Below are 19,030 nucleotides of genomic sequence, written 5' to 3'. Positions count from 1 at the left end.
TCCAGATCAGGCAGACGGCTTTCTTATTACTGCTATTACGGCCTGCTGATTTTAATCCTTCTAGTTATTATGGATGATTTCCTGAAATGTGTTACTCAATTACAGCCTTGATGACTTATTCGCGAAATAACGCCTGGTTTCTTCTACCGCAACCTTCTGCAATAACAGCAGTGCGATGAGGTTTGGCAGTGCCATCAGGCCGTTCACGATATCGGCTAAAACCCAGATCAGATCCAGCTGCAGAAATCCTCCACCGGCAATAAGAGCAATATAAATCAGCCGGAAAGGACGGGTGGCTTTAATGCCGAACAGATACACAGCGCAGCGTTCGCCGTAATAACTCCAGCCAAGAATGGTGGTGAAGGCAAATACCATCAGCCCCACAGGAACAATAAGGTCCCCTGCAACGGAAGAAAGACTGTTGGAGAAAGCCCGGGCGGTCATGGTTGCGCCAGCTACGTCACCATCCTGCCAGACACCGGATACCACCAGAACCAGGCCGGTCATAGTGCAGATAATAATGGTGTCGAAAAAAGTACCGGTCATTGTCACCAGCCCCTGCCGGGAAGGCGCGCTCACTTGAGCAGATGCTGCGGCAATCGGTGAGCTTCCCAGCCCCGCTTCGTTGGAGAAAACTCCACGGGCAATACCAGACTGAATTGCCAGCATTATAGACGCCCCCAGAAAACCACCACCGGCAGCCACTGGGCTAAAGGCGCTGGTGAGAATAAGGTTTATAGCTGAGGGCAGTTCACTGGCCTGAGAAATAAGAACAGCCAGGCAGGCGCCAACATAGAAAAGCGCCATTAACGGCACCACTTTGGTGGCGACTTTGGCAATGCTGGTAATTCCCCCAAGAATCACCATTCCGGCAAGCAGGGTGATAAGAATGGTTGTTACCAGAGGCGGAATATTAAAGGCGAGAGTCGCAGCTTCTTTTATGGCATTGGCCTGGGGGAAGGTTCCAATACCAAAAAAAGCTACGCCCATGCCAAACAGCGCAAACACCTGGGCCAGCCACTTCATGCCCAGGCCATCCTGAATGTAATACATCGGACCGCCAGCCATTTGCCCACGGGCATCGGTACGCCGGTAAACCTGGGCAAGAGTGCATTCGGTGTATTTAGTGGCCATACCAAAGAAAGCCGCCAGCCACATCCAGAACAGTGCGCCCGGGCCACCAGTGGCAATCGCTGTGGCTACACCAACGATATTACCGGTACCAATAGTGGCAGACAGGGCTGTGCAGAGCGCGCCGAAACTGGAAACATCTCCCTTACCTTGCTTATCCGGGGTAACAAGAAGTTTGAGAGCCAGTGGCAGATGACGAATCTGGATAAATCCCAGCCGGAAGGTGTAAACAATGCCGGTGCCAACCAGCAGGATCAGCAGTGGCGGCCCCCACACCAGCCGGTCGATTGTTTCCAACCACGTCAGTAGATCAGACATGTTTACCTGCTCTGTATGTCATCGGATAAGTGTAATCGCAGTTATTGTTTCTGCAGGATCAGGCAAGCATTAGCGATGAATAGGAATTCGTAAAGAAAGGCGGCACGAATAGAATCCGCTCTCCTCGATAATTGGCTGATCCTGTAACGATTTTTTGCACAGTTCAGTTGTGTTTACAAAATCCATACAGGAATCGGTGAAAAAACTTACGCACATACGTAAACCTGTGGTTTTTTCAGCGGAATCTGCTGGTTACCCAATCGTTTTCCTGAACCTATTCTCAGACGTCGAAGAAAACCATTGATACCTGTTGTGAGGCGGGTATCTCAAACGATTTATCTGAAAGAGCAATCAATAAATGTTCCAGGTCCGTATTCACGGTCGCGGGGGACAGGGTGTTGTATCGGCTGCAGAAATGTTGTCCATCGCCCTGTTTCATGAAGGGGCTCATGCCCAGGCTATCCCCAGCTTTGGTTCCGAGCGCATGGGCGCACCGGTGGAAGCTTATGTCCGTATCGACGATCAGGAGATTGAGTTGCGTGAGCCGGTTGCCGAACCGGATATGGTTATTATCCAGGATCCATCCCTGCTGCACTCTCTGGATGTTTTTGCCGGTTTGTCTGACAACGGCTACGTGCTGATTAACTCTTCCCGAACCCTGGAAGATCTGAATATCAGCGACAAGCTGGCACATCTGCCAGAAGGCCATGTGCACTGCCTGCCAGGCACTGAGCTGGCTCTTGAGTATCTGGGGCGTCCAACTCCGAACACAGTATTGCTGGGTGCGTTCTGTTCTGTGGTTGGCTCATTTTCCCTTGCGTCCCTGAACAGTGCCATCGAACAAAAATTTGCCGGGCCGGTCGCCAAGAAAAACATTCTCGCTGCCAGAGCCGCCTTTACCCTGATTGAGGAGCGCCAGCCATGCTGAAACAGATTGACGGCTCCTATGCCGTTGGTGAAGCAGTAGCCCTGTGTCGCCCACAGGTTGTGTCCTGCTATCCAATCACTCCCCAGACCCATATCGTGGAATCCCTCGGTAAGCTGGTGAAGTCCGGCGAGCTGGCTGATTGCAGTTTTATGAATATGGAATCCGAGTTTGGCGCCATGAGTGCCTGTATCGGTTCTTCCGCCGCTGGCAGCCGAACGTATACGGCAACCTCCAGTCAGGGCATGTTGTTTATGTCGGAAGCGGTTTACAACGCCTCCGGTATGGGGCTGCCAATCGTGATGACCGTCGGCAACCGTGCCGTGGGTTCTCCCATCAATATCTGGAACGACCACAGTGATGCCATGTCGGTACGGGATGCCGGCTGGATTCAACTGTTTGTAGAAAATAATCAGCAGGCGATCGACGTACATATTCAGGCTTTCCGTCTGGCTGAAAGCCTTGGACTGCCGGTTATGGTGAATATGGATGGCTTTATCCTGACCCACGCCTATGTGCGGGTGGATATGCCGGAGCAGCAACAGGTAGATAAATTCCTGCCAGTTTTTAAACCTTTCCAGAAACTGGATCCACAGTCTCCCATCACTATGGGCGCGCTGGTAGGACCAGAAGCCTTTACCGAAGTTCGTATGCTGGCCCATAGCCGTATGGAGCGGGCGCTGGGGCTGATTCCCGCTCAGGCAGAAGAGTTCGCCAATATTTTTGGCCGCAATGCTGGTGGTCTGGTGAAAAAGCATTATGAAGACGAGTCTGGAGCAGAAGCTGAAACGATTCTGATTACTATGGGCTCAGTGATTGGTACCGCCAAAGAAGTTATCACCGAAATGCGTGAAATGGGTGAGTTTGTGAACGCTGTTACCCTGCGCACTTATCGACCATTCCCGACACAGGCCCTTCGTGAAGCGGTGACTGGTGCCAAGCGGGTTGTGGTGCTGGAAAAATCTTTTACCCCCGGTATGGGCGGTATTGTCTATCAGGATGTGTTGGCGGCTCTGAACGGTACAGGTATTGAGGTTCAGTCTGTTATTGCCGGGCTGGGTGGTCGTCCTGTGACTCGTAAGTCTATTCGCGCATTGTTTGCCGGTTGTGATGAGCGTGCAAACGGTAATGGCTTTGAAGTTCTGGATCTGGATAACACCACAATGGATCGGGAACTGGCCCGTGAAGCCAGCGTGCTGGATTCTGCTTCAGAAATCACGGTCTAAAGGTTGGGAAATATTTAAAAGATGCAATCACAAATCCTTCATTTCCCAGCGAAAGAAGACATGATCATCGGTCAGCAAACCGGTGACAGAACAATCAGCAACCGACTGTCTGATACAGCAGACAGTCTGCAGGGTACAGCAGAACGCTCCAACTCCCTGGATTCCGGTCATCGTGCCTGTCAGGGCTGTGGTGAAGCACTGGGTGCTCGCCATGCTATTGATACGGCTCTGGATGCTACCGATGGCGAACTGGTAGTGGTTAACGCTACTGGTTGTTTGGAAGTTTTCTCTACGCCATACCCTCAGTCTGCATGGCGTACCCCGTGGATTCACTCTCTGTTTGGCAATGCTGCAGCTGTTGCTTCCGGTGTTGCCCAATCCTTCCGGGTGCAAGGTAAAGAGAATGTTCGTGTCATCGCCCAGGGCGGTGATGGTGGTACCACCGACATCGGTATGGGCTGCCTGTCCGGCATGTTCGAGCGTAACGAAGATGTGCTGTACATCTGTTACAACAATGAAGCTTATATGAACACCGGTGTGCAGCGTTCCAGCCAGACTCCTGGTGCGGCAAGAACTGCCACCACCATGCCTGTTGGTGAGCATCCTGGTAACCGCTTTGGAACCGGCAAGAGTGTGTCAAAGATCGCCATGGCCCACGGTATTCCTTACGTAGCGACTGCCAATATTGCCAATCCTCGTGATCTGGAAGCTAAGGTTCGCAAAGCCATGAGCATTCGTGGCGCCCGTTATATTGAAGTGTTTGTTCCCTGTCCGCTGGGCTGGGGCACCGCGTCCTGTGACACCATTAAGGTGGCTCGTCAGGCTTTGAACTGTGGTCTGACCCCACTGTATGAAGCTGAATACGGTGAAATTACTGCAGTCAGCAAAATTGCTAAACCAGAAACTGTGCGTGCTTACCTGAAAAGCCAGCGTCGTTTTGCCCATGTTTTCAAGAAGGGTAATGAACACCAGCTGGAAGCGATTCAGGGGATCGCCGACGCTAATATCCGAGCCTTTGATCTGGTGGAGAGCAAATAATGCAAACGTTAATTCCTTTTGCTACCACTCTTGAGCCGGGTACCAGCCGGGATAACAAAACCGGCAGCTGGCGCAGCCTTCGCCCGGAGTATGTGCAAAACCTGCCCCCATGTAATGACAGCTGCCCGGCCGGCGAGAATATTCAGGCCTGGCTGAGTCATGTGCAGAGCGGTGATTTTAAAGCTGCCTGGCAGGAAATTGTTCAGAACAATCCACTGCCTGCCACTATGGGGCGGGTGTGTTATCACCCTTGCCAGTCTGGCTGTAACCGGAAGATGACAGATGGCAGTGTGCAGATTAATGCCACGGAAAAATACATTGGTGATCGTGCTCTGGAACAGGGCTGGCAGTTTGAACCACCAAAGAAGCTGACGGGCAACCGGGTTCTGGTGATTGGTGGTGGCCCTGGTGGTTTAGCTGCAGCTTATCATCTGCGTCGTGCTGGCCATACCGTCACTATCTTCGAAGGTATGCCAGCTCTGGGCGGCATGCTTCGCTATGGTATCCCCAGCTACCGCTTACCCCGTGAAATTCTTGATGCCGAGATTGATCGCATTCTGGCCATGGGTATCGAAGTGCGCACCAATACTCGAGTGCACGATATCAAACAGGTAATGCGCAGCGAAGGTTTCCACGCAGTCTTTACGGCGGTGGGCAACTGGCTGCCAAATCGTGTGGATGTGGTAAGCAAAGCCAAGGCACCGGTGCTGGATGGTATTGATGTGCTGCGCAAGGTGGAAACTGGCGAAGATCACGGCATGAAAGGCTCTGTGGTTGTCTGGGGTGGTGGTAATACTGCTGTCGACGTTGCCCGTGTAGCCCTGCGTGTCACCGGTGAACGCCCCAAGCTGATTGTGCGCCGGGATATGGAGCATATGCGTGCGCACCCGGAAGAAGTGCAGGATGCTCTTGATGAAGGCGTACAGTTCTTCAACCTGCATACCATCCATGAAGTCCGTGATGGTGAAGTGGTACTGGAACGTATGCAGGCTGATGACCGTGGTCGTCCATTCCCGACAGGTCGCTATGTTACAGTTGCTGCAGGATCTGTGGTGATGGCTCTGGGCCAGAGTGCGGAGCTGGGTGTGATGGAGAAGATGGGTATTACTCAGTCTGGTGACTGGGAGGTTCCGGTTTCCCCCGGCATGATGACCAGCGTGCCCGGTATTTTTGCCGGTGGTGATATGGTGCCCTCTATCCGCACAGTTACTGCGGCCATTGGCCATGGTAAGAAGGCTGCGAGAAATATTGACCTTTGGCTTAATGACCAGCCAGCGCCAGAAAGACAAGAGCGCACAATTGCCACGTTCGAACGGATGAACACTGCTTACTATCCGGATGCGAAGACCAACCATCGCCCCAAGCTTGAGGCTGATGAACGTATCTACGACTTCCGGGAAGTGAAAGGTGATCTCACCGAGCAGCAGGCTATTGAGGAAGCCCAGCGGTGTATGTCCTGTGGTAACTGTATGGAGTGTGATAACTGCTACGGTTTCTGCCCGGATAACGCCATTATCAAACTGGGAGCTGGCAAGGGTTTCAAGATTGATTATGACTACTGCAAGGGCTGTGGTATCTGTGCCACGGAGTGTCCGCTGGGTGCTCTGGATATGGTGATGGAAACCATCTGATTTTCGATTACACAACTCTGCAACGGAGCTGTGGTAGCGCTGCTAGACTCTGGCCGGTTTATCTGGCCAGAGGTTCTGATGATGCGTTTCAGTTTAAAAATAATAACGACCTTCGTTCTTCTTCTGGTTTCACTGGAAAGCCTTCTGGCAGCTGAAACTGTTGCTAAAAAAGATGAAGTGACAAGACAGGTTCTCATCATTGTTGAGCCGGGTCTTCATCCGCATATTCACTCCTTTCTGCTGGATGAATGGGTTGATCAAATTGTTGATGAAGGATGGAACGTTAATCTCCGGGTTCCAGCTTCCCAGAATGTTGAGAGCCTCGAGGCCCTGAAAGAATACCTCTATCAGCATGCGGATGTGTCTGGTGCAGGAGGAGTCATTCTTGTCGGTGCACTTCCCTGGCTCTCACGGGAATGTTTTGATAACACCATTCATGATCTGTGGCTGACCACCCGCAGCAAGGCTGTTAGCCTGAAAGTTGATAAAGAAACCGGAAAACCGCAACAAAGAGTTGAGCCTTATTATCAACACAAAAATACTGATTTCTGGCTGAGTCGCATTGCCCCTCCTGAAAATAATGATGCACAGGGTTTCAGAGCTGAGAGCTACAGCGTTGAAGAATACAGCGAATGGGTTAATTCTTACCTGAATGACAATATTACTTCTCGCCAAAAGGGCGTAGCACTTGAAGAGGTTCACGGGGATTGCACCCTGGAAGGGCAGCTTGTATGTACTCCATGGCGTTTTGAGAATGAAGAGAATGTAACCGGTTCAGCAGTAGGAGTAGCACTACGAACTGGGTATGGCCTTCATCTTGATAGAACCAATGTAAGTAATTACGAGTTTTTATACGACTGGGCCAGTCGCACAATAGGATCATCCTGGGAAGCGGGTTCCGGAACCATAAAATCAAAAATCGGCCAGATTTACTCCGCAATTGTTTCTATGCATAGCATAATCCCTTCGCTTCTTATGGGGAAACCAACACCGGATGGATACAGCTTTGGCACGGTGGCTGTGCCACTGGAAATTGCTGGTGGGGTTGTTTTCTGGCTGACAAGAGACTGGACAACAAAGAAACGTTCCGTATGGTCTTTGATAGGCCTAGGCATTGGGATTATGTTGGCTGATTTTCATAAGTCCTATGACCGACAGGAGAAATTTTCCCATAAACCTTATCTGCCAGTCTTAATGGGAGATGGTACTGTTCAGTTGAAAGTTTCAAGTGAACAATAATTTTCTACGCTAAAAGGATAGTGACTGGCAGGACGCCACATCATGCCCAGAATTCCCGGATCTCAATCTTCTCGGTATCAACCACGAACAAAACACTTGGGGTCGCCCAGAAAATCTGGCAAGCCGGGAGTCTCTTTTGACTCTCATTCCGATGCTGTGCGTTATACACCTCAAAGAGATGCCTTAGACGATACATCGCCAAGTCTTCATGACCGGCCTGTGCAGACTGCGGAAACATCTTTTACTCAGGGAGTATCCAGAGAAGATTCTGTTGATAGCGGTTTCTGTGGTGAAAGTCAGGAAGTACTGGAAGCTGAAGAAAACTGGCAGAAAGCCCAATCCTTGAAACAGGATATTGAGCAAAGAATCCTGGAACTGCGCAAGAGTGGTAAGAATCGCCAGCAGGATTGTTTGGCTTTGAACCATTCCCTGTCTGAACTGGATGATCTGTTAAAGGCTTCTAGAGTTCCCATTGAGTCCGTTCAGTTGGTAATGGAAGTCAGGGAATACCTCTTATCCCAACTGGTTAATATGCCGGAGTTTTACCGGGGGCTGTTCAGGGCAGAGGTGAATAACAATCGGATTTATCTGCACAAGTGTGTGAACCAGCTTGGCACGCTGGCTATAAATCTGATGCCTGAAGAATACTGGCTACCAGTTTCACACCATATCTATAGCGAACAGGTATCTGACCGGGTCGCCGGGCTTATGTTTCTGTATCGGGATGTGCATAAGAGTCATGGATTATTCCCAACAGAGCAGAGTAAGCGCGAGTTCTGTTTTCTCTGCTGTGATCTGGCCAGACAGAATATGCTCGCTCCCCGCCAGACATTTGAGCATTTCCCTTCAGAACCTGAAGGCGCTGATGCGCTGAAAAAGGCGACAGAAGAGACGATTGCTGATCAGCTGGACGCTATAAAAACGACATATGAGCAAAGTGGGCGTTTAGGTTACTCCCATCAGGGGCGGGTGGATTTGCTGCGCCAGAAAATGCAGTTTTTCTATTCCGGAAAACCTGTAGATAGTACCAAAGAGGAACTGGAGCAGCTGAGTGTCGGGACCAGTGAGCCTAAACGTGAGGCTTTAAGAAATCGTATAGAAGAGAAAACCCTGAGCTTTTTGGAAGGGCTGGATACTCAGCAGCAGATGGAGATTCTTGCCCACCTGAATCAAACACAGCTGAACGACATGAATTACCTGTTTTTTCTTGGGCAGCAACAGACAATGGGAGACTGGGGCGTATTCAGTGTGAACACTGGAGAGAAACTCCTGAAGATTAACCGGGAAGGAGACACTGTTTCCGTAACCTTTGAAATTCATTCAACTCCGGAGCTGCGCCCCTCAATCCCGGAACTGGGTGGCGATATTGTTTATGACAAAAAATCTCACCTGTCTATGAAGAAGACCATTGTCTTTAAGCCGGGGCAGCCGCCTGAAAATGGCAAGCTTGAAATCGCCATGACATTGAATAAAGGCAAACGAAAACCGACCTGACATCAGTCAGGCCGGTTCTTTTGTTTCGGGTTATGCAACCAGCATGCAGGCTGCCTGGTGATGCTTTTTCTGAAGTTGAACCATATCTACATTCAGCAACTCTTTGTTCTGAACCTTCCACTGTCCCTGAACCATAACATGATCGGCTTGATGAGCGCCGCAGATAACCAGCGCTGCTAGTGGATCATGGGCTCCTGAGAATCGAGGTTCATCAAGATTAAACAGAGCAATATCCGCCTGTTTGCCGGGAGCCAGTTCGCCAATGTCATTGCGTCCAAGCACTTCAGCGGAACCTTTGGTGGCCCAGTAAAGCGCGTCCTCATGAGACACTTCGTCAGCCTGATAACGCAGCCGGTTTATCAGCAGTGCCTGACGCACTTCCTGAATCATATTGGAACAGTCATTAGACGCTGAGCCGTCAACACCGAGGCCAACTTTTGCGCCAGCAGCCTGAAGTTCTTTTGTACGACAAATGCCTGATGCCAGAATCATATTGGAAGATGGACAGTGACAAATACCTGTTCCGGCATCTCCCAGCCGTTTCACTTCTTCATCGTTGAAATGAATACCATGGGCCAGCCATACGTCATTGCTCAGCCAGCCAACAGATTCGAGATAATCCAGTGGCCGCATACCAAACTGTTGCAGGCAGAAACTGTTTTCATCGTTAGTTTCTGCCAGATGGGTATGCAGGCGAACACCGTATTGGCGGGCAAGTTCGGCGGTGTGTTTCATTAGTTCTGTAGTTACAGAAAATGGTGAGCAGGGTGCCAGCGCTATTTGAACTTTGGAGCCTTCTTCAGGGTCGTGGAAGGCTTTTACCACTCGTTCGCAGTCTTTCAGAATAGTGTCGTCTGATTGCACGGTACTTTGTGGGGGCAGGCCACCCTGATCTTTCCCAAGACTCATGGAACCCCGAGTCAACACAACCCGTGAACCAATGCTTCTGCTGGCTTCTACTTGGATATCAATAGCTTCCGTGAGGGCATTGGGAAACAGGTAGTGATGGTCGGCCACTGTTGTACACCCAGACAATATCAATTCTGACAGGCCTAATTGGGTGGCGGTATGCAGCAGGTCTGGCTGCAGTTTTGCCCATACCGGATAAAGAGTCTGCAGCCATGGGAACAGCCTTTTATTCAGGGCTGGTGGGTAGGCACGGGTAAGTGTCTGGTACAGATGATGGTGGGTATTAATTAATCCAGGCAGAAGAACATGGCGGGATGCATCAAAAGCAGAATCAACGGTGACAGTGGGTTCTTTACCAGCAGGAACAAGTTCAACAATGGTTTTCCCACGAATCACAATACCATTGTCGGCATTTTCAGTGTTCGCGGTAAAGCAGGCCAGAGGGTTTTTGATCCACAATGCTTTTTCAGGCATTGCTTCAGATATAGTTTCAGACATAACAGCGCCTCACAAAATGAGAGAGTTGCTCCGCTGTGCACGACATTTGGCTTTATAAATACAGGCCATGCACCAGCTGGTTTGCAGTGATACATGGCAGTGACTCGCGTGTTAATCTGCCTGAAGCGAAAAGATATTCCCGTTATTGGGATAATGTGTTGCTCTGGGTCATCCCTGATCCAGAGAAAATTATCACCCTAAGTCAGGATTTTGCAGGCGGGTGCCTAATCCGCTGCCACCCTGTGCCCGCCTCACGACAGCAATGGTGATAATAAGAGTTAGAAGAGAACCAATGCCGGTCGCTATAAGAATGGGTTGCCCAAAACCCAGAACGGAAGAATTCAGCAGAAAGGTAAATACGACCGTGGTCATAAACATGGCGGGGACTGTGCTGATCCAGTGTAGCTTGCCGTTCTGCAAAAGATAGGCTGAAGCTGTCCATAGCATAATGGCGGCGGTGATTTGGTTTGCGACACCGAAATAGCGCCAGATAATGCCAAAATCTACCTGAGTAAGAATTCCACCTGCGATAAACATCGGCACAGCAAGAATTAAGCGGCGAAACAGGTGTGTTTGCTTGATATTGAAACATTCTGCCAAAACCAGACGAGCTGCACGGAAGGCCGTATCCCCAGAAGTGATTGGCAAAATAATCACCCCGAGAACCGCAATAAATCCACCCACTTCTCCCATTAATCCATTGGACGCTTCATAAACCACATTGGCGGGGTTACCTGCCATACCGTTATTCAAACCATCCACGCCACCAAAATAGGAGAGGGCGATAGCACACCAGATCAGGGCGATTAAACCTTCGCCGATCATCGCGCCGTAGAAAACAAAGCGTCCGTTCTTCTCATTTTCTATGCAACGGGCCATCAGTGGAGACTGTGTGGCGTGGAAGCCAGATACCGCTCCACAGGCAATGGTGATAAACAATGCAGGCCACAGCGGCATATCATTGGGATTTAAATTGTGGAAGAAATCAGAAATCGTAAAACCCGGTAAGGTGGAATGTTGTGCTGAGAACAGCAATGCCAGAGTCATGCCTACCGACATAAACAGTAACAACACACCAAACAAGGGATAGATACGGCCAATCACTTTATCTACGGGAACAATGGTGGCGATAAAGTAATAGGTAAATATCAGGCCAATAAACATTAATTCGCTGTAACCGGTCAGGCGGCCCAGCAAACCAGCGGGAGCTGAAATAAACACCACGCCAACCAGTAACAACAGGATGATGGCGAAAATATTCACAAATCGTCTGGCCCAGTCGCCCAGGTAATGACCCGCCAGAGAAGGAATGGATTGCCCTTGATGGCGGACAGATAACATGCCGGAAAAGTAATCATGAACACCGCCGGCAAAGATACAGCCAGCAACAATCCACAGCATGGCTGCGGGGCCATAAAGAGCACCCATAATTGGGCCGAAAATAGGACCAACACCGGCAATATTTAACAGCTGAATTAAATAGACTTTGCGTTTGGGAAGAGGGACGTAATCAACCCCGTCCTGATTGGTGAACGCAGGTGTTCTGCGGCGTTCGTTGATTTTGAAGACACGTTCTACAAAAGAACCGTAAAGGAAATAACCGGCAATTAATAAGGCCGTACAAAGTAAGAACCAGGTCATACTACCCTCCCCGAGAAGTCATACATGTCCATCGGTTTGTGCTGGTTTGGTCTTGTTGTTGTCGTGCCGTATAAAAGTAAGCGGTTTTCTTGCTGAGGGATCAATAACCGTATTGTTATAAATCCCGCCAGACGGAATAACCCGAGTGGAAATTTAGTCGAGAATTGAGAATCTGAAAGTTTTTAAATGTTATTTGTCAGGAGCAGCGTGGGAAGGGAAAACAAGAACACTGACAGCAATCGCTGCCAGTGTGGGTGAAACATGAATTAACCGGCAAAAACATCCGCAACCAGTTGCTGGGCTTCTTCCTGCAGCAGAGCCAGATGCTCCGCGCCTTTAAAGCTTTCGGCGTAGATTTTATAGGCAGGTTCAGTGCCGGAAGGACGGGCAGCAAACCAGCCGTTTTCGGTAACAACCTTTAAACCACCAATTGCAGCACTATTGCCGGGAGCCTCGGTCAGGCATTGAGTGATGGGGTCGCCAGCCAAGGTATCAGCCTTAACCATCTCCTGATTCAGGCCAGAAAGAATCTTGCGCTGTTCCATATCCGCAGGAGCCTGAATACGGGCATAAACCGGCTCGCCGTATTTGTTGGCCAGCTCCTGATAATACTCACCAGGATCTTTGCCGGTAACGGCGGTAATTTCAGCGGCCAGCAAAGCGAGAATGATGCCGTCTTTGTCGGTACACCAGGTGGTACCATCTTTGCGCAGAAAACTGGCTCCGGCGCTTTCTTCACCACCAAAGGCAATGTCACCGGAGCAAAGACCATCAACAAACCATTTAAAACCTACAGGTACTTCACAGATTTCACGATCAATGCCGTCAGCTACCCGGTCAATCAGTGAACTGGAAACCAGGGTTTTACCGATCTTAGCCGAGGCGGGCCAGCCCTTCCGGTGCTGGTACAGGTAGTCAATTGCTACCGCCAGATAATGGTTCGGATTCATTAATCCCATGGAGCGGGTCACGATGCCGTGGCGGTCGTAGTCAGGATCATTACCAACTGCAATATCAAAGCGATCTTTCAGCTCAACCAGACCAGCCATCGCCCAGGGCGAGGAGCAGTCCATACGCACAGCGCCGTCTTTATCCAGACGCATAAAGCTGAACGATGGATCAATAGTCCGGTTCACCAGCTCAATATTCAGTCCGTAGTGTTCGGCAATCACATCCCAGTAGGCCATACCGGAACCACCGAGAGGGTCTACACCGATTTTCAGGTTGGCTTTGGCAATGACTTCCATATCAAGAACCTGATCCAGGTCTTTAACGTAGGGAAGGATGTAGTCATGGGCGTGAATGTTTTCAGCGTCCATCGCTTCCACAGCAGGCAAACGCTTAACACCAGTCAAACCATCAGCCATTAATTCATTGGCACGGTTTTCAATCCATTTGGTCACCGGACCTTCTGCCGGGCCACCGTGGGGCGGGTTGTACTTGATGCCACCATCTTCAGGTGGGTTATGGGACGGAGTAATAATAATCCCATCCGCCTGTAACTCAGAATTGCGGTTATGGCAAACAATGGCATGGGAGATAACCGGTGTGGGGGTATAACCTCGGCCTATCTGGTAATAAACCTGGCAGCCATTTGCTGCAGCCACCTGCATGACGCTGGTAAAAGCGGCTTCAGACAGAGCATGGGTGTCCATACCAATATACAGCGGCCCGGTAATACCTGCAGATGCCCGGTATTCGCACACCGCTTGAGTAATTGCCAGCACATGAGGCTCGTTAAAGGTGCAGCGGAAAGCGCTGCCACGGTGACCGGAGGTGCCAAAAGCCACCCGGTGAGCCGGTTCGCTGGGATCTGGCTGTTCAGCATAATAAGCGCTGACCAGTCTTGGGATGTTGACAAGGCTGTCGGACGGGGCCGGTTGGCCGGCGAGTGGATGCACGACAGTGATCTCCCTATTCAATGACGAAAGATGGTAAAAATTGAAAGCAAGAATAGTACCTGTGCGGCTATTGAAAATCAGTTCTTGTTTTCGATTGTTACTGAATAAGCGGTTATATGGATACGGGGCATCCGTCAGCTTTATTGTGCGCTTTGATCAGAGTAAGGTGCGCCCCTGTTTTGAAAATGTACAATTTGCAGACGAACAAAGAGGTGGATGATGGCTATTGCCTGCGCCCGACATATTCTGGTGAAAACCCGGGAAGAAGCGGAAAAACTCAAAGCCCGGCTGGCGAAGGGAGAGGATTTTGGCAAATTGGCGAAACAATATTCTCAATGTAACTCCCGTAAACGGGGCGGAGATCTTGGAGAGTTTCGTCCGGGCATGATGGTTAAGGCTTTTGATGATGTGGTGTTTAAAAAACCAGTGTTAAAAGTTCATGGACCGGTAAAAACCAAGTTTGGTTTTCATTTGATTGAGACGATTTATAGACAATGAATGACAGGGGCTAAACCTTCACAGGGTTTCAGCCCCTTTGACGTTAAAACTGACCAGATGATTCTTCAAATTCATCGGGTTCACTGGAATCATCAGATTCATCGAGCTCGCCAGATTCATCAGGTTCGCCAGGCTGATCAAGTTCTCCAGACTCACCGGGTTCATCGAGCTCGCCAGAGCCATCGGGCTCATCAGGTAACCCTTTAGGCTTTTTAGGTGTGCTTTGAGTGGAATCCTGAACGATGATTTTATGAATAACCGTTTCATTAGGGTTCTTCGCACCGCTATGTTTATTGACTGAGTAATCAATTGTGACTTTAACCTGCGCCCACCCAGTGTCCTCTGCAAAGCGACAAGCTTCTTCACTGTGGGCAACGAGAAGGGTTCGGGCTGGCACATCGACCTGATAGTAGCGGTAGACTGGAATCTTCTCAGTGGTACAGCTTGGAAGCCAATCTCCATCTCGGTAATAGCAGGTTTCTTTTTCCCGGTAATAAAGCAGCTCTCGTCGATTCTCTTTTTGTGTTCCGCCAGGGCTGACCATAACGTTACAACTGCGGGTCCAGCCACTGAAGCCTTTACGTTCAACGGCGATGACATAGCCTGACAGGAACTTCTGATTTGCCTTTTTGCCACGTTTTATACTGCAGGCTTCTTTAAATTCTTTTTGGTGAGCGCCGTGGGACTCGGTGTGTTCGAAATGTTCGTAGGCAGCAAATGCATCTAACGCTACATAGGTGTCATACAAGTTGCCAGCATGATCCAGGTAGGGGACTCCGTAATGTATGGCCATTGAAGCGTGGTTGAGCTGAGTTTTGATTTTGTTGGCAGCATCCGGTTTTTTTTGCAGATTTAACTTAACTTTGATGGAAAGATAATTGCCAGGTTCTTTTGGCAGGCCTCCTCCAGTGAAGAAGTATGAAGAATTACCATTATTGGCATCGTAGCGACCGAATAGTAACCCTGCGATTTTCCAGTCTTTATGGCCCTTTTTTACTTTTTCCGGGTGGCGATTGGCGCACTCTTCGGCCTCTGCGTAGGGAACCAAACCCGTTAGCAGGCAGCCAGCGATCAATAACCCAGATAGTAAACTTCTCATTTTCCGCTCCTGGAAAAAGACTCTCCTTTTCTCAAACTAGATCAATGCAAGGATTAAGCGTCAGTTCTGGTATCGCGGGTAACTGACGGACTTTTTGTTGCGCAGAAACTGCAGGTGTCAGTCGGGAAGTGTCAGTATATTGTCGCCACTACTTAGAAAAAATTCCCTTAACTCCTATGCTTGTCGCAGTTCATCAGAGGTGTACTGCCATGAGCGCTTATCGTTTTTATATGCCCGCCCTGAACCACATGGGTTCTACCTGCCTTGAAGAATCCATCAGTGATATCAGTACACTGGGCTTGAAAAAAGCCCTTGTGGTTACCGATAAAGTATTGGTGGATATTGGTTTGGTTGGGAAAGTGGTTGAAAAACTCGGCACTGCCGGTATCACCTGTGAGATATACGACGAAACCAAACCAAACCCTACGGTTAAAAATGTTGAAGATGGCGTGAAGCAGTTTCAGTCAGCAGGTTGTGACTGCGTGATCTCTCTGGGAGGTGGTTCACCTCACGACTGCGCCAAGGGTATTGCGCTGGTAGCCAGTAATGGTGGCAATATCAAAGATTATGAGGGCGTTGATCAGTCATCCAAGCCTCAGGCGACACTGGTATGTATAAACACAACAGCGGGAACTGCCAGTGAGATTACTCGCTTCTGCATTATTACCGATGAAGACCGTCATGTGAAAATGGCGATAGTCGACAAAAACACCACACCAACTATGTCGGTGAATGATCCTGCCCTGATGCAGGGAATGCCCCGTTCATTAACAGCCGCAACAGGAATGGACGCGTTGACCCATGCCGTTGAAGCTTATGTCTCAACAGCGGCAACACCTGTGACCGATGCCTGCGCCTTACAGGCGGTGGAACTTATTTCCACATGGCTGCGAACAGCTGTATACGACGGAGATAATATGGAAGCCCGGGAGCAGATGGCTTACGGACAATTACTGGCGGGTATGGCGTTTAACAGTGCCAGTCTTGGTTATGTGCATGCTATGGCGCACCAGCTGGGTGGTTTTTATGATCTCCCCCATGGCGTGTGTAATGCCATCCTTCTGCCCCATGTTCAGGCTTTTAATGCCCGAGTATGCCCGGAGAAACTGGCCAGGGTCGCGGCCGCTATGGGTGTTGATATCTCTGGCATCTCTGACCGGGAAGGTGCAGACAGTGCGCTTACTGAGATTCAGGGGTTGTCTATGGATATTGGTATTCCCGATGGTTTAAGCGAATTGGGTGTGAAGGAGAAGGACTTCTCAACCCTTGCGGATAATGCTCTAAAAGATGCCTGTGGCCTGACCAATCCTATTCAGGCAACCAAAGAAGAGATCATCGAAATCTTTGAAGGCGCTTTCTGAGGCTCTCTGGGTTGAGCTTTTGATTTATCAGGCCGGAGTAACCTGTTAAGGGTTGTTCCGGCTTTCATCTTAATGCTCAAAAGGATTAGTTGGTGCCATACAAAGCCATGCTTTTCGCAACCATTGCCGCTCTAGGGAATGCATTATTTGTATACAGTCAACGCTGCATGGGAGCTTCGACAAATTCTTTTCTGGTGATGTTCTGCGTCAGCGTGACCTGTTCACTCTTACTGCTTGGAAGTGCTGTTATTTTCAGTCAAGGAGGAGAGGTAATCTGGTTAAAACAAAATCTGGTAATGGCTATTGCTGGCGGGGTAGGGCTGTTTATTACCTATATGGGTTTTTATTGGATGTATGTTTATGGAAGTGCCAGTATTTATACGCCTTATGCGGTCATATCTATACTGACAACCTCCATTGCTGTTGGCATTGTCTTAATGCGTGAGCCGTATAATGTCTGGCATATTGCTTCCGTTATTATGGCTATTGCCACAGTTATTCTTTACGGAATTGGTCAGGCTAAAATTTAGCGCCCCGCAATAAGCTGCTGTTCCTTCTGTTTATTCAGCTTCTGCTTCTTTTGTTCGTTGCAAAAGTATTCCCGGTAATCCTGGGAAACATCCCTCATATATATGCAGTCATCTTCAAAGGTATACGATGCTTTCACCTTATGAAGCAGAGGACCGATGCTGAGCATAATGGCATCGTTTTCATAATTCAGGATGCTGTAGTTGTAATAATCAGAAATGACTTCATCCAGCATCACCGCTGTTTTGCCACGTCTGAAAATCAGCGACATTTCACCGACATCTCGCTCGAGTGCTTCCCGCCGTGCCGGTGTTATACGGCTTGAGTTTTCAACGGACACCATGGTTTTGTCACGATCTGAACGCCATGTTCCCTGCAGCCTCTGATCCCCTTCCTGAAAAGCCTCTGGTTGCGGCTGGCTAACTGTTAAGGCAACAACCACAGCTGTCAGTAATTTCATCGTTGTCCCCCTATGTTTGTTGTTTTTATCTGTTTGTTGATATGAATACCGGAAATGTTCTGTTTTAAACAGGGCATTGCGGGAAAAATTATTAAAAATTGTATTTTTTCGAACTTTCATCGGCCTAAAGGTTTTCACGAACCTGTATGGCTTTGTATCAAAGAGTCATGGGCTGTTTACCCTCTTCATTGAGAGGAATAACATGACCTGAGTTAGCAGAGCGGGACTAACGACGGGGGATATATGCACTGGTTTGATATGGCCCACGGGCACGGCTTTTTTATGATGCCTTTCGGTATGTTGATGTTCGCCTTATTTCTTTTTGTGATGTGGCGAATTTTTAGTGGTTCTAAGACTGTTTCTACAGGTTCACCAACCGCAGATACGGCCATGCAGATTCTCAGGGATCGATATGCCAGCGGCGAGATTGATGAAGCTGAGTTTAATTCCCGAAAGAAAAATTTGTCTTAATTACAAACAGCAGACATTCACGTGTTGACTTAAATCGGCACGTGAATGATTTAGTAAGTTCTACCTATAGTCGCCAGATGCTGGTAATGAAACGATGGGAGGAAATGCGCAGTTAAGGAGAAGCTGACAATGGATAGCATAATAATTCGCCATGCAGAGAAAGCAGACTTTCCCGCCATTCATGAAATTTTTGGCGGTAAAAGTGTCACCTATGGCACCCTTCAATTGCCATTTCCTTCCCTTGACCTTTGGGAAAGCGTCTGGCTGATATCCCGGAAAACCTACGCAGCCTTGTTGCTCAAAGTGGCAATGAAGTGATTGGTAATATTGTTCTGGATGTCTGCCCAAACCCCAGAAGAAAGCATGTGGCGAATCTTGCCATGATGGTTAAAGAAAGCTGGCAGGGGCAGGGAGTGGGTGGTCGCCTTATGCTGGCAGCTCTGGATCTGGCTGATAACTGGCTTAACCTGAAACGGATTGAATTAACCGTGTTTACTGATAACGAGCCAGCGATTCGCCTCTACACCAATTATGGTTTTACTATTGAAGGCGAAGCACCTTGCTATGCCTTCCGCGATGGTAACTATGCCGGTGTTTACTACATGGGTCGTATAAACCCAAACGAGTGCAGTTGAACAGAAAATAAAATGGCCTGCGTGGAT

The 19,030-nt window shown here is 49.2% G+C and carries 18 protein-coding genes; 12 read left to right on the top strand and 6 right to left on the bottom strand.

Translation table 11 applies throughout. The features are described 5' to 3' along the window. Positions 1–99 precede the first annotated feature (99 nt). The gene (locus ACY2RR_RS11715; protein WP_490108327.1) at positions 100–1,449 is read right to left on the bottom strand and encodes an alanine/glycine:cation symporter family protein; all 1,350 of its coding nucleotides are present in this window, start codon (positions 1,447–1,449) and stop codon (positions 100–102) included. 358 nt (positions 1,450–1,807) lie between these two features. Between ACY2RR_RS11715 and ACY2RR_RS11710 the strand changes: the two genes are divergently transcribed. From ACY2RR_RS11710 to ACY2RR_RS11685, 6 genes are all read left to right on the top strand, one after another. Then, positions 1,808–2,377, top strand: coding sequence for a 2-oxoacid:acceptor oxidoreductase family protein (locus tag ACY2RR_RS11710; RefSeq protein WP_490108326.1), 570 nt, complete (start codon positions 1,808–1,810; stop codon positions 2,375–2,377). Further along, positions 2,371–3,600, top strand: a complete 1,230-nt coding sequence (locus tag ACY2RR_RS11705) for a hypothetical protein (RefSeq protein WP_490108325.1) — start codon at positions 2,371–2,373, stop codon at positions 3,598–3,600. The genes ACY2RR_RS11710 and ACY2RR_RS11705 overlap by 7 nt, the downstream gene beginning before the upstream one ends. Before the next feature lie 21 nt (positions 3,601–3,621). Further along, entirely contained in the window at positions 3,622–4,638 is a 1,017-nt protein-coding gene (locus tag ACY2RR_RS11700; RefSeq protein ID WP_490108324.1) for a thiamine pyrophosphate-dependent enzyme, read from the top strand. Continuing rightward, positions 4,638–6,269 carry an NAD(P)-binding protein gene (locus ACY2RR_RS11695; protein WP_490108323.1) on the top strand — a complete coding sequence of 544 codons (1,632 nt, stop codon included), beginning with the start codon at positions 4,638–4,640 and terminating at the stop codon, positions 6,267–6,269. The genes ACY2RR_RS11700 and ACY2RR_RS11695 overlap by 1 nt, the downstream gene beginning before the upstream one ends. Positions 6,270–6,347: 78 nt before the next feature. Next, positions 6,348–7,508: a hypothetical protein gene (locus ACY2RR_RS11690; protein ID WP_490108322.1), complete on the top strand. Its 1,161-nt coding sequence runs from the start codon at positions 6,348–6,350 to the stop codon at positions 7,506–7,508. A gap of 96 nt (positions 7,509–7,604) precedes the next feature. After that, positions 7,605–9,002, top strand: coding sequence for a hypothetical protein (locus ACY2RR_RS11685; protein ID WP_490108321.1), 1,398 nt, complete (start codon positions 7,605–7,607; stop codon positions 9,000–9,002). Between the two features lie 30 nt (positions 9,003–9,032). On the opposite strand, the gene ACY2RR_RS11680 is transcribed toward ACY2RR_RS11685, so the two are convergent. The 3 genes from ACY2RR_RS11680 to pgm form a co-directional block, all read right to left on the bottom strand. Then, positions 9,033–10,409, bottom strand: coding sequence for an 8-oxoguanine deaminase (locus tag ACY2RR_RS11680; protein ID WP_490108320.1), 1,377 nt, complete (start codon positions 10,407–10,409; stop codon positions 9,033–9,035). A 192-nt stretch (positions 10,410–10,601) separates the two neighbouring features. Next, positions 10,602–12,050, bottom strand: a complete 1,449-nt coding sequence (locus tag ACY2RR_RS11675; protein ID WP_490108319.1) for a carbon starvation CstA family protein — start codon at positions 12,048–12,050, stop codon at positions 10,602–10,604. 266 nt (positions 12,051–12,316) lie between these two features. Next, positions 12,317–13,951: a phosphoglucomutase (alpha-D-glucose-1,6-bisphosphate-dependent) gene (gene pgm / locus ACY2RR_RS11670; protein ID WP_490108318.1), complete on the bottom strand. Its 1,635-nt coding sequence runs from the start codon at positions 13,949–13,951 to the stop codon at positions 12,317–12,319. 219 nt (positions 13,952–14,170) lie between these two features. On the opposite strand from pgm, the gene ACY2RR_RS11665 reads away from it, so the two are divergent. Continuing rightward, positions 14,171–14,449 (top strand): peptidylprolyl isomerase, encoded by a 279-nt coding sequence (locus ACY2RR_RS11665; RefSeq protein WP_490108401.1) that lies wholly within the window; start codon positions 14,171–14,173, stop codon positions 14,447–14,449. A gap of 43 nt (positions 14,450–14,492) precedes the next feature. Here the strand turns inward: ACY2RR_RS11665 and ACY2RR_RS11660 are convergent, their stop codons facing one another. Then, on the bottom strand, positions 14,493–15,548 hold the full coding sequence (locus ACY2RR_RS11660; protein WP_490108317.1) for a hypothetical protein: 1,056 nt from the start codon (positions 15,546–15,548) through the stop codon (positions 14,493–14,495). Between the two features lie 209 nt (positions 15,549–15,757). Between ACY2RR_RS11660 and yiaY the strand changes: the two genes are divergently transcribed. Further along, positions 15,758–16,909 (top strand): L-threonine dehydrogenase, encoded by a 1,152-nt coding sequence (yiaY, locus tag ACY2RR_RS11655; protein ID WP_490108316.1) that lies wholly within the window; start codon positions 15,758–15,760, stop codon positions 16,907–16,909. Positions 16,910–17,001: 92 nt separating this feature from the next. Continuing rightward, on the top strand, positions 17,002–17,439 hold the full coding sequence (locus ACY2RR_RS11650; RefSeq protein WP_490108315.1) for a hypothetical protein: 438 nt from the start codon (positions 17,002–17,004) through the stop codon (positions 17,437–17,439). Here ACY2RR_RS11650 and ACY2RR_RS11645 read toward each other — a convergent pair. Beyond that, the gene (locus ACY2RR_RS11645) at positions 17,436–17,897 is read right to left on the bottom strand and encodes a hypothetical protein (protein ID WP_490108314.1); all 462 of its coding nucleotides are present in this window, start codon (positions 17,895–17,897) and stop codon (positions 17,436–17,438) included. The two genes, ACY2RR_RS11650 and ACY2RR_RS11645, sit on opposite strands and share 4 nt — an antisense overlap. Positions 17,898–18,140: 243 nt before the next feature. On the opposite strand from ACY2RR_RS11645, the gene ACY2RR_RS11640 reads away from it, so the two are divergent. From ACY2RR_RS11640 to ACY2RR_RS11630, 3 genes are all read left to right on the top strand, one after another. After that, positions 18,141–18,368: an SHOCT domain-containing protein gene (locus ACY2RR_RS11640; protein ID WP_490108313.1), complete on the top strand. Its 228-nt coding sequence runs from the start codon at positions 18,141–18,143 to the stop codon at positions 18,366–18,368. Positions 18,369–18,497: 129 nt separating this feature from the next. Continuing rightward, positions 18,498–18,686, top strand: coding sequence for a hypothetical protein (locus tag ACY2RR_RS11635; protein ID WP_490108312.1), 189 nt, complete (start codon positions 18,498–18,500; stop codon positions 18,684–18,686). Then, positions 18,683–19,003: a GNAT family N-acetyltransferase gene (locus ACY2RR_RS11630; protein ID WP_490108311.1), complete on the top strand. Its 321-nt coding sequence runs from the start codon at positions 18,683–18,685 to the stop codon at positions 19,001–19,003. Before ACY2RR_RS11635 ends, ACY2RR_RS11630 begins: the two co-directional genes overlap by 4 nt. The last annotated feature ends 27 nt before the right edge of the window (positions 19,004–19,030 follow it).

The sequence above is a fragment of the Parendozoicomonas sp. 2304DJ65-17 genome (assembly GCF_058148445.1).
This window is presented reverse-complemented; position numbering and strand designations above follow the sequence as displayed.